This window comes from Candidatus Leptofilum sp., assembly GCF_965223285.1.
Taxonomy (GTDB): domain Bacteria; phylum Chloroflexota; class Anaerolineae; order Promineifilales; family Promineifilaceae; genus Leptofilum.
This window is the reverse complement of record NZ_OZ244997.1, coordinates 6106964-6121941: the sequence shown is the minus strand read 5'-3', so window position 1 is coordinate 6121941 and position 14978 is coordinate 6106964. Positions and strand designations below refer to the sequence as shown.

The 14978-nt window shown below is 49.3% G+C and carries 11 protein-coding genes; all 11 read right to left on the bottom strand.

Annotated features, from left to right (window positions below):
- Nucleotides 1-171: 171 nt before the first annotated feature.
- The 11 genes from ACOQPU_RS27360 to ACOQPU_RS27310 all read right to left on the bottom strand — a co-directional run bounded on the left by ACOQPU_RS27360 (nt 172) and on the right by ACOQPU_RS27310 (nt 14975).
- Nucleotides 172-924, bottom strand: a complete 753-nt coding sequence (locus ACOQPU_RS27360) for a YggS family pyridoxal phosphate-dependent enzyme (protein ID WP_420643000.1) — start codon at nt 922-924, stop codon at nt 172-174.
- Nucleotides 925-1000: 76 nt separating this feature from the next.
- Nucleotides 1001-2428, bottom strand: coding sequence for a PQQ-dependent sugar dehydrogenase (locus tag ACOQPU_RS27355; protein WP_420642999.1), 1428 nt, complete (start codon nt 2426-2428; stop codon nt 1001-1003).
- Between the two features lie 113 nt (nt 2429-2541).
- Nucleotides 2542-3180, bottom strand: a complete 639-nt coding sequence (locus ACOQPU_RS27350) for a histidine kinase dimerization/phospho-acceptor domain-containing protein (protein ID WP_420642998.1) — start codon at nt 3178-3180, stop codon at nt 2542-2544.
- The gene (gene dtd / locus ACOQPU_RS27345) at nt 3173-3625 is read right to left on the bottom strand and encodes a D-aminoacyl-tRNA deacylase (RefSeq protein ID WP_420642997.1); all 453 of its coding nucleotides are present in this window, start codon (nt 3623-3625) and stop codon (nt 3173-3175) included. The genes ACOQPU_RS27350 and dtd overlap by 8 nt, the downstream gene beginning before the upstream one ends.
- 83 nt (nt 3626-3708) lie before the next feature.
- Nucleotides 3709-5067: a hypothetical protein gene (locus tag ACOQPU_RS27340; protein WP_420642996.1), complete on the bottom strand. Its 1359-nt coding sequence runs from the start codon at nt 5065-5067 to the stop codon at nt 3709-3711.
- A complete protein-coding gene (locus ACOQPU_RS27335) occupies nt 5064-6758 on the bottom strand; it encodes a hypothetical protein (RefSeq protein ID WP_420642995.1) in 1695 nt (564 codons plus the stop codon). The genes ACOQPU_RS27340 and ACOQPU_RS27335 overlap by 4 nt, the downstream gene beginning before the upstream one ends.
- Nucleotides 6736-8670 (bottom strand): DUF2079 domain-containing protein, encoded by a 1935-nt coding sequence (locus ACOQPU_RS27330; RefSeq protein ID WP_420642994.1) that lies wholly within the window; start codon nt 8668-8670, stop codon nt 6736-6738. The genes ACOQPU_RS27335 and ACOQPU_RS27330 overlap by 23 nt, the downstream gene beginning before the upstream one ends.
- 62 nt (nt 8671-8732) lie before the next feature.
- Complete coding sequence (locus ACOQPU_RS27325) at nt 8733-10328, bottom strand: glycosyltransferase family 39 protein (RefSeq protein ID WP_420642993.1); 1596 nt, start codon at nt 10326-10328, stop codon at nt 8733-8735.
- Nucleotides 10325-11797 (bottom strand): glycosyltransferase family 39 protein, encoded by a 1473-nt coding sequence (locus ACOQPU_RS27320; RefSeq protein WP_420642992.1) that lies wholly within the window; start codon nt 11795-11797, stop codon nt 10325-10327. The genes ACOQPU_RS27325 and ACOQPU_RS27320 overlap by 4 nt, the downstream gene beginning before the upstream one ends.
- Nucleotides 11794-13317, bottom strand: coding sequence for an ArnT family glycosyltransferase (locus tag ACOQPU_RS27315; protein ID WP_420642991.1), 1524 nt, complete (start codon nt 13315-13317; stop codon nt 11794-11796). The genes ACOQPU_RS27320 and ACOQPU_RS27315 overlap by 4 nt, the downstream gene beginning before the upstream one ends.
- A gap of 155 nt (nt 13318-13472) precedes the next feature.
- Nucleotides 13473-14975, bottom strand: a complete 1503-nt coding sequence (locus ACOQPU_RS27310) for an ArnT family glycosyltransferase (RefSeq protein WP_420642990.1) — start codon at nt 14973-14975, stop codon at nt 13473-13475.
- Nucleotides 14976-14978: the final 3 nt, after the last annotated feature.

Here is a 14978-nt window from a genome sequence, read left to right as displayed (position 1 = left end):
TATACAGATTTTTTGACCTTGTTTTCTCTGCATCTTGGCGTGTTTGTGTTGGTATTTATGGTGATTTACAAAATAATTAGGTAATCGATCATTGCGTAAATCACCTTAATGAACCTTTACGCCATTATCTATTTAATTTAAATAGTAAAGGTTCATCAATGACCAACATTGTCAATGAGTGTGCCGCTCACCAAAAATGGCGCGGCCAACGCGCACGTGGGTGGCACCTTCGGCAATAGCAAGTGGATAATCGTCTGTCATGCCCATCGAGAGGGCTAACGGCCGTTCCAAACCCATCTCCCTTGCCAACCACTCCGCCAACTGGCGAGTGCGCTGAAAAACGGTGCGAATGAAATCCGGATTGGCTTGCCACGGTGCCATTGTCATAACGCCCTGGAGAGTTAAACCCGGCAAAGCGGCCACCGTTTCCCCCAAGTTACGGATTTCCGCGCGTTGCGTTGCACTATTTTCCCAATCTACACAATTCACTCCTGATTTACTCATCTCGCCGGAAATGTTGAGTTCCAGGAAAGTTGGGAGCGGGTGCGTTTGGGAACGGCCGTTTTCCACTAATCTTTTAGAGAGGCGATTGGCGATTTTTAGCCGGTCTAGCGCGTGAAAAGTGTTGGCATGGTCTGCGATTTGGTTGGTTTTGCGGCTTTGCAGCGTGCCAATGAAGTGCCAGACGATACCGCTGTCGGGGCCGAGCACTGCTTCAATGGCCGGACGCTTTGCTGCCAACTCCTCGGCGCGGTTTTCGCCAAAGTGGCGCATTCCGGCGACGTATGCTTCCAGAATGGTCTCCACGGGCCACGTTTTGGTCACGGCCACCAGCGTGATGTCGTCCGGGTTGCGGTTGGCTTGTTGGGCGGCGGCTTCAATTTTTTGTTGAACAGCGCGGTAGCGGGATTTGAGTGTGTTCATGATTTGTGATTATAGCAAGGGAACGGCCGTCGGTAACGTGACAGTCACTTCCAAAGTGACTGTCACATAGTTACCATTACCCCGTGTAGCTAATCTGGAAAATGATGCCCGTGGCCCAATCAGCCACATACAGGCTGCCGTCTGGGCCAGTAACCACGTCGATAGGGGCGGCAAAGCCAGTGGCAAAGTTGACCGGGGCGGAGGAACCGCCCGCGCCGATGTGCATCACTTTTTGTGCGCCCACAAATGCGCTCCACAGCGTCACAAAAATGACGTTGTTGTAGCCGGGGAACTGGCTGCCGTCATAAACGGCAACACCGGTTGGCGAGGAGCTGGGGGTGAACAGCCCCAGCGGCGGAATGACCGTCACGTCAGGTGGCGGGCTAAAGCAAACGTCGCAATCGTAGTAGGGATAGCCGTGATTGGCTCCGGGAACGACGCGGTGCAGTCGTTCTGGTGGGTCGAAATCTGGGGTGTTGTCGGTGGCCCAGAGCTGGCCAAAGCCGTCCCAGGCAATGTCGTACGGGTTGCGGAAGCCGGTGGCGTACACGGAAACTTCGCCCGTGTCCGGGTTGAAGCGCAAAATGGCGGCTTCCAGCGGATGCAGCTCATCTTGCTGCCCAGCGTTGGGGCCATCCAGAATTTCACCATGATCGGCGCGTGCGCCAACGCCCACGTAGCCAAAGCCATCTGGCCCAAAGGCGATGCCGTTGGCAGCGTGGAAGAAGGTGTAGCAGCAGGGCAAGCCGCCGATGAGCTGCCCGCGATTGACAATAGAAACCTGCGCCTCGCCGCCTACATTGGCCTCCACCACTCGGCTGGAAACGTATAAATCGTTGGTGCCGGGGCGGAAGGCGATGCCGGTGGGCACAGTGTAGCCGCCTGCGTAGGTGCTAATGCCGCCGCCGCTGTCCATTTTGTAGATGGTGCCTGCCTGCACAGCGATGTAAAGCTGGCCATCTACGGGGCTAAAGGCAATGCTGGTGGGTTGTCCATCCACACGGCCGTAATATTTCACGCTAAATCCAGCAGGCACCCGAATGCGGTTTTCCCAACCAACGACATCGGTGTTGGCGGGGTAGTTGTAATCGGTGGGGGCCTCAACACCGCCGGGGCTGGCGGGTGGGGCGGGCGGCGGTGGGCCGCTGGGCGTGGATGCGGCCGTCGGATTTGGTTCCACAGAAGTGGGATTTGGCTCTACAGAGGTTGGGTTTGGATTTACCGAGGTTGGGTCTGGATTGGTGCTAGTGGCGGTGGAAGTTGGCGTTTCGGTTGGCTCGTCCGTTGGGGTGCTGGTGGCTGGTTCTGTGGTTGGCGTGTTTGTAGCGGGAACGGCCGTATTTGTCGAGGTTGGGACGGCCGTAGCTGTATCGGTGGCGGTCGGTTCTTCAACAGCTGCCACTTCAGTGGTGGGTTCAACTGTAGCTGTTGATGTAGCTGCATCGTCGCAGCTAACAAAAAGGGTTGTCAGAATTAACAGGACTGGTAACAAGGTTTTTCGCATAAGGTATTCATCTCATCCTTTACTCTGTGAATATTTGAACGAATCAGAGTGCCAGATTTTTACCTCGTTTTAGGCAAAAACGCGATTTTTTTAATTTATCAGTCGTGAGGAAATTAGGCGTCTGTTGGGGTGTGGGGAATCGTAAAGGAGAACTGTTTACGGCCGTCTTTAGCCGAATTATTCAGTGTGCCACCATGTAAATTGACAATTTGGCTAGCGAGTTCGGTAAAGCCAAGCGCAAATTCGTGTGCCGGCATCTGGCTGGTAATACGAAACTGTATTCGGTTTTTGTCTGCGGTAACTTGAATCGTTGGTGCCGGAAGGTCACTAGGGGTAGCCTGCTGCTTTGTATCGCCAGCCGCCAGCAGTGCAAGCAGGGCGGCAAGAGTGTGTGGGTAGCAGCGCACAAGTGGATCGCTGTTGGTAATAAATTGAGTGCCTTCAATTTCATAACTGCTTCTTAGAGTTTTTTGGGTGTTTGCCAGCAGTTCCGATAATTGAATAGATTTTATCTCTGATTGCCCAAAAGCAATCTGCCCAAACAGAGACAGGCGATTGCTTTGGTCTAAAATGCGAATCACGGAGCGATCAATAATATCGAGAAAAACCCGTTGCTCGTCACTTAACGAGTCGTTGAGGTCTTGCAGCAAAATAGTGGTGACGGAACGAATGTTGCTTAGCGGCGTTCGCAAATCGTGGTTGATGGCGTGCAGCAGCTGCTCTAACTCTGCGTTTCTATTGGAATCAGCCATTGGTCGCTTCTCTTTCCAGCATGAGGGTAACCGGGCCGTCGTTGTGAATGTTCACTTGCATGGTTGCCCCAAATTCCCCAGTGGGGACGATGAGGCCTGATTTGCGCAGGCGTTCGCAAAAGTAGTCTACTAGCTTTTTAGCATGTTCTGGGTGGGTTGCCGCGGTAAAAGATGGCCTGCGCCCTTTACGTGCATCTGCATACAGCGTAAATTGCGAGACGACCAGCACCCGCCCTCCAACGTTGGCCAGGCTCAGATTCATTTTGCCTTCATCATCCTCAAACAGGCGCAGTCCAATAATTTTGTTAGCCAGCCAGTTGGCTTCGATTGTTGTGTCGGTATGGGTGATTCCCAGCAAGACAACATAGCCTTGTTCAATTTGCCCGATGATACGGCCGTCTACGGTAACATTTGCAGAAGAAACTCTCTGAAGTAAAGCACGCATATTGTTTTGCTGAAAAGTGAATCGTTTTCTGTGGTATTTCCTCCAAGTCTGGCACTGATTTTAGGACAAATGGATGGATTCGGCTATGATTTCTTTATAAAATGGCCAATTGTGGCATAGATTTTTGTGGCTATCAGTTCAGCACCTACAGCAGCCAATGGCAGCATGAGCATGTTTAAAGGCCAGCGAAAGCGACTTTCGGCAAAAGTGATCGCGTGTACGGCCGTTAACGCCAAACTCCACATAATAAAATACCAAACAAACGGAGACTTTCTACATTTCCACAAACCAGGCAACACAAGCAGGTAGAGCAAGAACATTGGGGTCATATCATCATAGAACGGCATCAAGTCATAAATTCTGGCCCCACCTTCCGTCCATTCAATCTTGCCACTGTGCGTAGGAATGTTTTGCGGCGTCCACAATGCCCATATTTTAACTGCCCCCATTTTTAGGAAGTGAAACGGCCGTTCCCGAATATAGGCCAGCCCCAGGTTAGACAGATAGGCACTTTGTTCTGGTTCCGTCATTGTAGACAAACGGTGTAGCGGGTCCCACCAGCCTGAGGCTGTAGGCGTCTGGTATAGCAATGGAGCAAGCTCATCGGCATCCAGCTCTGGGTACATATCCTTTGTGGCTGGATTGTTGCCCTTCCACAAATTAGCCCCTTGCGTTGTTGTGGTTAATGAGAAGGTGCCAAGAGAAATCCAATTGCGCACGCCCCAAGGCAGAAGCACCAGGAGTGCAGTGGCTATAAACAGCCCAACTCTTTTTAGTGAGTGACTAAAAGCGTTCTTTTGTAAAACGCGCCACATTAACCACAGGATGCCAAAGAGAAGGAGGACGGGGGCTAACGGCCGTGCCAATGCTGCCAGCCCTAAAACCACACCAAGCCCGACAATTTTTGCATTTGAATGTGCGTTTGTTTCTGCCCAATAAAGAATGCCGCCCACTGTTAGCAAAAAAGTAAACAGAACTGTTTCGTGTTGAACGATGTTATCGACTGGAATGAATTTTGATAGGGCAAACAAAAAAATGATGATCAGCGTAGGCCATGATTTCTTCGTGTAGAAGTAGGCAACTCCTGTTAACAAGCCTATGGTGAGGCCGCTTAGAATCGACTGGGCAACAATAATTGCTTGTGGATTGTCGGTAAATGTAAGGATAGACGCTAAAAACAAAGGGTAAAGGGGTGGCCGGTGTGCGGTTGGGTCGGCATGGTTCAAAGTAAACAGATTTTCTTCGATGAGGGCCCGCGCCAGTTGACCATATGAGTCTGAACCAGATTGCCAAAAGTTTTGTTCGCCGCGATAAATAAAATTGGCTAGTTGAACCTGGAAAATAATAATGATGATTGTTGTGATCACCATGAGAATGATCATTCGGCCCTGATGGTTCTGTGGCGATGCTTTAGATGGTGATTCTGTTTGTAGCTGTTTCATTGCTTGCCTTCTGAATTTAAGTTGACAACTTCAAAGATGATAATATTTTCGTTTTGGAAGAGAGGGAGCAGATAGCTGGCTGTTGCTGGGTTAAAATTGCCCATTTCCTGTTCACGGGGGCCAAACCAAATGTAACCAACAGTAAACTCGGCGAGTAGATTTTGTCGCCAGGAATGGCTAGTGCTTTGATCAAAGAATTGATTGACGGCCGTTTCTTTGTCCACAAAATCAACCGTCTCTGCCCAATGACCCAACATGACCCGCTGCCCGGTCCGTGCCGCCACAAGGTTCCCGGTTTGGTAGCTGCTGAGGACAACTGCCGTATCCTCTCCATTTTCGCGTAGCCAATTTACAGTCTCCATTTCTGCTGCAGGCCGAAAAAATAAATCCGGTTGCGTAAGGGCAGCAATACGCGTCACGTCCAGCCAAAGGTAGATGTTGGAGAGGCTCATTCCCAGCAGGAAGATCATGATGACAAAGCGGCGCAGCTTGGCAGTCTCGTAGCGGGGGTGGGTGATGATTTTTTGCCAGAGACGGCCGTTTTGCCAACGTGGCAGCACCACCTGCACAAATCCTGCAGCCGCCAGCAGTGCCAACGGCACGTGCACCCCCTGAATAAAGCGTCGTTGCGGATTCAGCGGCGAATAAAGCAGCAAGGCCGCCGTCAATATCCAAATCCAGAGGATACTGAACTGTGGCCGATTTTCTTCAGGTTGTTTCCACCAAAACAGCCCTGCCAGCAGCAGCATCGGGCCAAAAGCAACCAGGTAGTGGGGCCACGGTGCAGCGGGCGTGCCTGCTTGGGCATCCCACAAACGGAACACCTCATTGCTACGCCAAACGGACAAATAGTACAGGTAGAGCGGTGCGGGAATGAGAAACATCGTGGCGATTTGCCAGCCTGTTTGCCACAAAATTCGTCGTTGTTGCCAAACGAGCGTGGCGTAGGTGAGTACGGCCGTTCCCACCACAATATAAATCAAAAATGGGTAAGCGATTCCTAAAACTACATTCGCCACGCCAGCCAATGCTGCCCAACGCCACTGAGTACCGTTTACTGAGTACCGTTTACAGATTTTTTTCAGGACAAGGACATCGAACAAGATAACGGCCGTTCCCACCGAAATGTGCGGAAAGGTGAGTGCCGTAAAGAAGAGATGTGCCCCCGGCTGCTTAAAATCGACGGGGAAGGCACCCAGCCAGAAATTCTGGCCCAGTACAAACAGCAGCCAGCCTAAGCCTGAGCCAAAAATTGCTAGCAAATAAGCCGTCCAGCGAGCGCGTTGATTGGGTAGAAAGGTGGCAACAAAGCGAAAGGTAGTGAGGAATAGCAAGATGCTGGCCGCAAACCGACTGCCGTGCCAAACGGCCGTTAGCGGTAATCCCAATCCCCGCGCGACCCGCCCCAGCCAAACGTAAAAGATACCGACACCTGCCGCCGCATGTGGCTCAGGGGTGAAGGGGATGGCGTACAGCCAGGCCCCATCGAACCCTTGCAGCATTTTTGCCCAATATGTTTGCGCATCCTCCGGGTTCATGATGAGCTGCATATAAACCAGATTGTCTGGGGCCAGCAGGTTGCCCAGCCAGTACGGAACCAGACCGAGAACGGCCGTTGCAACTGCCACCCCCACTGCCACCAACCACTCTTGCCACGTAATTTTTGAGCTAGGGGATGATGAGTTGGCCAACTGGCACCTCCTCGCCGAGGCGGCTGCTTTCATCGGTTTGGGCCGCAAAGATGTGATTTGCATCATGCCAGCTAACGGTTAATTGGTAGCTGCCGCTGGGCGCGTTAGCTGGCAGTTCAAATTCAAACGATTCAGTAATTTGTTCACCAACCTCCCAGGTGTTTGCTGGTTCTAAAACGGCCGTTGGTAAATGCAGCAGCCGCGTGTGCGGCAAACTAGCAAGGTGGGTCACGGCAAAACGATTTGTTTCGTTGTTGAGTGGTGCCATTAGCTGCCAAGTCGCTTCAATGCGGTACCGGTTTGAACCAGCTTCTGTGAGGGTGTAGGCGCGTAGGCCAATTTCGTTAAATGTGGCCAGGAAACCTCCCGGAGGTTTATCTGCGGGCACTTCATCTTCTGCTAAACCTTTGGGAGGTTGGGCAGAAACGGCCGTTATCAACCCATCCCCCTCGCGACCAAACAATAGCAACCCATCCTGCATTGCAATCAGTTGAAAATCTGGCTGCATGAGCATCGTGCGAATCGCTTCATGTTCATACGCCACACCCCCTTCAAAAATACGTTCACTGTTCACCGGATCGGCGATAGCAGCATCATACAGTCCATCCATAACGACAAATTCTACTTGTGGCAGCAGTTCGGTGAGCGGACGGCCGAACACGTAAGTCGTTAGATAGAGCGTTTCCCGATTGGTTAGCCGCGTAGCTGAAAGCTGATCCGCAGCGACTGCGACGTTATCTGGCACATTGTCATTCAGCCATGCGGTTTTGAATGAATCACGATCTGTTACGCCAAACCGCGTGCTGCTGAGACCTTGCTCCAGATGGGGACGATCCAGGTAAAATTGTGGGCTAATCGGCGTGTCGATAAATGCGAGATTGAACACCAAGGCCATGAACAGCGTTAGCCGCAGCCTGCCCTGCCACGCCGGTTTTTTACCTTTTGGGATTGGATCATTCAGTTGTCTAGCCGCGCCGAAGAGAACGGCCGTAACCAAAAATGGCACGGCCAGCGCGTAATGATGGGTGCGGTAGCTAAATGACGGCCCAAACCCATTGCTTATGAGCGCAGGAATGACGGTAACGGCCGCAGGCAATAGCCATACGGGAGCGCGCCACGCTAGAAGCAGCATGGCAGGCATCAAAACAATCACAGCATGTACCAGACGAATTCCGGCCGTGTCCCAAACATACGGCAGCTGAAAGCGATTAAGAATGTAGCCCCAGGTGCTGGATTGCACATTGACAGCTTGCTCAGCCAATTCAGCAGGTGGGGCAAAGGCGGTTCGGATGGCAAAAAAGGCAATGAGGCTGTATCCAACTGCCACCAAGCTGGTGGCCAGCCCCGCGCGTCGCTTGCCTTGTAGCCATAACACTACCCCCAATGCGGCTGCTGGGGCCGCTACGTAAAATTTGCAGCTAAGGGCGACTGCCAGCCAAATGGCATAGCCACGCCACGCCTTGCGGTCAGCGGCTTCGATGGCAAAGAGCAAAAAAGCAGCCGCTAACGTGTCAGAGTGGAATTCGGCTAGTACGGCCGTTTGTGCAACCGGATAGAATAGATATATCGCACTTACAATCAGGGCATAAGTGGCGTTTTTTAGCTTCCGCCGGGCTAATAGAAATAGCGGAATGCCAGCCAGTGCATAAACCAACGCCTGGATAATTAGCAGCGTTTGTGGCGTAGGGAACAGTGCATAAATCGGTGCGATTGCAAAGTAGATAAGCTCCACATTCCGCGCCAACCGGCTAATGGCAATGCCTTGTCCAGTAAAAACAAGAGGCAATCCCTCCGTTGCACTCCAAATTGCCTGGCTCATTGCCCCAAGATCAAAATATTTGCTGTTGAAGCCTGCAAATTTGGCTAGACTCAAGTAGCTCATCTCTGCAAATGCAAACAAAATTAATCCCATGAGAATCAGCTGAGGGAGCCAGCTTTTTGGTTTTTTCTCTGCGTAACTATTTGTCATATCTGTCAATTTTGCAGACCTGCTTCCAACTCAAAAAGTGTCAAACGTATACCGGGCAACCGATGCTGGGCTAGCATAGTGAAGTTGGCCATGAGCCAGGATTGTGCCATGCTTTCGCTGTCGTTGGCTAACTGTTGGCGGCGCGTTTCTGGAAATTGGTGCGTGTCGTGATTGTAAAATGGTTCAATATGCCAGGCTGTGGGGCTGTGCTGTACGGCCGTTTCAATCTGTTGACGAATAGCTGCAATATAGCTGGTAGAAATTGCAGCTCCATCCGGCGGTGGTAGTTGAACATACACAATCTCTGTATCACCATAATAATCTATTGGCAGCACAATATCTTGCTGGCCCAAAACAACGGTGTTGTTTGTTGGGTATTCATTGATTCGTTCCAGAGCTGAACGCCAATCGTTGCGTAAATGATTGGGATTGTGGTTCAGTTGCCAAATTGAAATGCCACTTATCACCATTGCCATGAGGATGAAACCTGATTGCAACCATCGTTTTGCTGCTGCGAACCGAGTGGATGGCTTGGTGGCCCAATCGTCGATTCCCCAGGCAACCATTAACAAAAAGGGCGGCAAAGAAATAATAAGGTACCGATCCAGGTAAAGCGAGAATGGGTTGTCTGGTAAAAACGGCCAGTTGAGTGAGACGAGAAATGTGAGGCCCAACGGCAAGCTAAACCAGATGATGAACAAGCGGACAAAGAGTGATGAATAAGTGACTTGGTCAGTTTTACGGCGTCGAGCAGGTCGCATGGCTATCACAAAAGCGAACAGGAATACGGCCGTTGCGCTATACCCGTACCATTCACCTAGCCCAATCCCTGGGCCAATACTGAAATTCCAGATCGTTAGCAGAGGATCGCTCCATTGAATGCTGGCAATCCAGGCGGGGACGGTAGCTATGGCTTCTCCGTTGCCACTCGTGAATACAAACCAGGCAAGCGGCAGTAAGCACAGCCCAACCAGTAACATGGTCAGGAACCAGCGGATCGTTTGAGGCCGCAGCTGGCGAAAATGAAGCACAAAAAAGATGTAGTGGGCTATAATCACAAATAACGAGAAGTAGTGGGTGGCAACAGCAGCTATCATCAGTAGAGCGTACAATAGCCAGGGGAGCAGCTTCTTTTTTTGTATAGCGACAGCCAATGCCCAATGCGCCAAAATGAGCAGCGCAGGCAAGAAGCTGTACATACGCGCTTCTTGCGAATACCAAATGTAGAAAGGAGAAATTGCCAAGAGAAGCGCTGCCAAAAGACCGACACGTTTGTTTGCGATATGTTTCCCCAATTGAAAAATACCGGCTATCCCAACAACGCCCCAGATCACTGAGAAGAAGCGCACAACGAAGGCACTCTCGCCCAGGCCATGCCATAATTGCATAACCATAAAGTAAAGCGGCAAATGGGCACGGTGTCCAGCTAAATCAGTCATTAAGTGTGGGAAGGCCATGGCAGCCCGTTGTATTGTTTTAAGTTCATCCCACCACAAGCTCTGGCTGTCCAGTCCAATCAGCCGTAGGCCAAAAGCCAGGAGGAGAATGAGTAGAAGCGGTGGCAACGGCCGTTTCTGCCAAACACTTTGCCAATTCATCATTTCACCTGCTCGAACAAAAAGATACGAATACCGCCAATTTCTTGCTGCTCTAGCAAGGGGGGGCTGGCGGCGATGATTTCGTATTGCGCTTGCTGCCATTCAATGCTGTGTTCTAAGGCAACAATGACCCAGAAACGGCCGTTTGCCATCAATTCTAAATCTGCCATCGACCACACTTGCCCACCCAGCACGGCATAAACCGACGCTGGCTTGCGGGGGTCAGGGTCACCTGCCAGCAATCCCTGGTTTAGCTGGGGTGCGTAACGCAGTGCCGGCAGGTACGAGCCGTCGCTGCTGTGCAAAACAACGTCGCCCGGCTGGCTATTTTCTGCAACAAACGCAGTAGCATCCCGGTAAGGTGGTTTGACCAGCGGCCCCGAATGGTAGCCAATCGTGCCCACCAGCATGAGCAGCAACGCCAGCCCCGTCAGGTAAGGCAAAGGCGATTGGCGGCGGGTCATGCCCCAGGCCAGTACAATAATCAGAAAAGGAGCAGCGGTGGCTAAGGTGCGCTCTGGCAAGAAGAACGGCCGTACCAAATACACCCCCAATGGCACCCCCAACACACAAATGATGATGAGCAGCGTCAGCCACAATCCCTGAGGGATTTGGCTGCGCCCTAGCTTGCGTAGCTCCATCAAAAAAATGACGACGTAGGCGAAGAAAATGAACAAAATGAGGCCGCTGTACCAAAAGCTGCTAGACATGCCAAATAGCAAAAAAACGGGCGCAGTGAGCGGTTTAAGGGGATTGAAAGCCGTAGCCTGCTGCAACGGCCGTAAACTGCCCAACGCTGGCTCTGCTTCAGCCAATATTAAATTGAGCCAGGGGACAAAGCACAGGAGAATGATGGCCGTGATGACTGCTGTTGCCCAAAAGGCGCGTTTGCTTTGGCGATAGGTTAGCAGCGCGTGCAGCCCGATTCCGGCCAGTACCAGAAAGGCAAACAGATGCGTGTAAACTGCCAACAATAACAAAAAACCAGCCAATACCCACCAGCCACTTCTCTCTTTTTGCCGTGCCTGGTGGGTAACGGCCGTTGCACCAACAACCAGCAGCATCAACAATGTGTACATGCGCAGTTCGTGGCTGTATAAAATGTGGAATGGGGAAACGGCCGTTAAGGCAGCAGCCACCAGGGCAACCGTGCGATTTTTGAATAGCTGCTGGCAAAGCAGATACATAGCTGGAATAAGAAGAATGCCAAAGAGGGTGCTAAGGAGCTTAACGGCCGTGTCCGAATCCGGCACGATTTGCAGCCAAAAGTGGAGCAGCAGATAGTAAAACGGTGGGTGGCTGGATTGCACCGTGTTGTTCACAATTTGGCTAACGGGTAGTTGTGCTGCAAGATAGCTAATCGCCTCATCCAACCATAAGCTATCCCTGCCGAGATTGATGAAGCGCAAAACAGCCCCCAACGTTACGAAAAACCCAAGTTGAAACCGGGAACTTTTGAAAACGGCCGTCATTTCCGCTCGTAAACCTCAATCTGCTGCCCAGCGCGATCGAAAACAGTGAGCAACCGAAAATCTGTCGATAGAAACTCCCTAAACTGCTCGTAATCAACTAAATTAATCAACTGATGGGGCGGCGGTTGCCCCCCTTCAACATGCACGAGTACCATTTGAGCATTCGTTTCCTCAATACGCTCCATCAACAGGGCAGCAGTTACCAACTGCGCATTAATTTGAGCCCCAGCAATAATGGATGCTTCGTATATTGAGGCACGATTAGCCAAAAAGTTTATACCCGCATAGTCAGAGATCACGATATCAGTCGATTTTGTTCGTTCCTGAATCAGAGAGGCTAAGGCAGTGGAATCGTTCTCCTGTTGAAGTAAAAGCCTGCTGAAACCAGGTTGCAAAAAAAGGCCCAAAGTGATGGCTAAAAAAATACTATATGCAAGTTTTGTATTCCATTTTTGTTGTAAGTTTGCTTTAAAAAAGTTAATAGTTAACTCTACTTGTAGTGCCAGCAAAATGGCCATGGCAGGGAAAATATGCAAAAAGTATCTAAAATGAAGCGGCCGGGTGATAAAGAAGAAAATAATAGGTGATAGCATTTGAAATAGCAGCAACTTGTTTTCTGCAAATGCCAAAATATTACTTCTTTTTCTATTAAAAAAAGGAAGAGCAAATAAGAAGGAAAATTGCGGATTCCACCAGATGATTAGAAACACGAAAAAAACCAACGGGCGGCTTAAGATTCCTAAGCTAGTTACGCTTTCACCTGATTGCAAATGGTTCTGAAATGCTTCCACATAATAAAACCCCATTTGGCTGTAAAGAAGTAACGAAATGCCCAAGCTAAAGACAAGAAACGGTATAGAAAAGTAGATGCCGTCGCTAACAATTGCTTTTAACTCTTTTGTATCGTTTCTGTAGTGCCAAAGGTTGTAGCCGAAGAAAAAGATTAAGCCCACAATTGGGAATACTCCGAAGAGTTTCCACAGAATGCTCACACCATAAAACGCGCCAGAAAATGCCCACCATAAGCACTTTTTTTGGGTGACAGCCATAATTGCGGCGGACAACCCTAGCATTTCCCAACCCATCATCATTGGATCAGGTCTGAACAGCCGTGCTTGTTCAAACACGGTTGGGCTGCTCAGCAAAAGTATTAGACTCATGAGAGCAATTTTGCTCCCCCATACTTTGCGTATAACAATTACCAGAATGAAACTGCCAAGAAGAAGTTGAACTGTTGCCGGTACGCGAAGGGCTAAGGGTGAACGACCAAATCGATTAACAATTTCCTTACCAAGGTGCAAAAAAAGCGGTTGCTGTTCAGCTACGTAATCAATGCCTGGCTGTTGCCCTTCCTGTAACTGCCAAACCTCATAGAAATCAGTTCCTTCATCATCATCCATGAGCCAGCCAGAAAGATTGTAAAAAGATAAAAGAATAAATGTACCAGCAGCAATTAGTAGCAAAAGGTCAAAGTGATTCGAGCGAAAGGTTGAGTTCGTGGAACTATTGTCACCGTCCATTTGTTTTCAAAATCCTTTTGATTAAGTTGTCATTGTCGCTGGTAGATTTCAATTAATTGGTCTGCTCAGTTGAATGTCGTTATTAATTGATAATCTTTTGCCAAATACGGTTTTTTTGATTCGCTATCTAACCACTTTGGATGAAAATTGAGACATCATTGCCTTTTATAAATCTCTATTATTTGTCCGGCACGATCAAACGTTTCAATTAGCTGATACTTCTCTTCTAGGTATGCTTCAAATAGGTCCAGATCAATCAAATGGGTTAATTGGTGTGGTGAGGGACTCCCGCCTTTTACATGGACCAATACCAATTTTGCTGCGCTAGATTCCATTCTTTCAATGAGCAAGGCACCAGTGATAACTCCCCCACCTATGCGCCCTCCGGCAATGATAGATGCTTCATAGATGGATTCCCGATTTGCATGAAAATTAAGGCTAGCATAATCAGATAATGCAATTTCGTCTTTTGCAGTATGTGACTGAATTAATTGCGCCAAAGCCAAAGTATCAGTCTCTTGTCGTCTAAAGCGATTCTTTATTGATGGTACTGTGATATATGCAGAAAAAATAAGAACAGCGACTATAATTAAAGACACAATTGTCCCTTTTCGCGCCTCATTCTGTTCAATTTTATTGAAAAGACCCTTTATGTTATAAGCTAGTGAAAGTGCTAGCGTGGGCAGTAAGAAAATGAAGTACCGGGGAAACACAGGGCGTGAAATAAAGAAAAATATTATTGGAGCAAGTAGCTGCGAATACAATAACGCATTCACAGGATGGTCAATTGGCTCTTCTTTTGAGAAGCGGTTTAATATTGCCAGAGGAATAATTAAGATATAGACAAAATTGACCAAAATAAAGGAGGCATACTTGGTTATGCCGATGTTTACTTGGTCTAAAATTGATTTTTGTTGCCCTAGGCTAAGATGCTGATTGAGAATTTCTTGATAATAAAAGCCAAATTGGCCGTACAAAAGCGTAGAGGTTCCCAGGCTGACAACTAAAAAGGGTATAGCAAAGGCTAGTCCATTATAAAGATGTCTTTGCCACTGATCTCTTTGTTTAATGAACATGTAAAGGTAGTAAAAAACAAGCCCTAGCACGGGAAAAATGCCAAACAGCTTCATCAAAACAGCAATTCCGTAGGCGATACCGGCGGCTGCCCAGTACGGCCGTTTCCCCAATTTCACCGCCAGCAAGACAAACCCGAAACCAAACAGCTCCCAGGCAAACATCATTGGATCAGGCCGGTAAAGACGTGCTTGCTCATAAATAAGCCCGCTGGTTAGCATAAGGCCAAAGGTCAAAACGGCCGTTGGTATATCCCACAACTGCTTAACAACGAACGCCAGGAAGATGGCACCCGCTAAAACCTGGAGGGCAGAAGCAAGGCGAACGTACTGAACGGCCGTTGCCGAATCATCTGAAAGCGGCAATAAGGATTGGCCAATAGTCAAAAATAGCGGCTGTTGTTCAGCGATGAAATCAATGCCAGGCTGCTTTCCTTCTGATAATTGCCATGCTTCATACAAATCAGTGCCTTCATCATCATGAATGAGCCAACCGGAGATGTTGACCAGGTAAAAGCCAATAAAAATCGACAATACACAAATAAAGAACCAGTGAGTTTTCAGAGATGAATAGAGTTTTGGCATAAA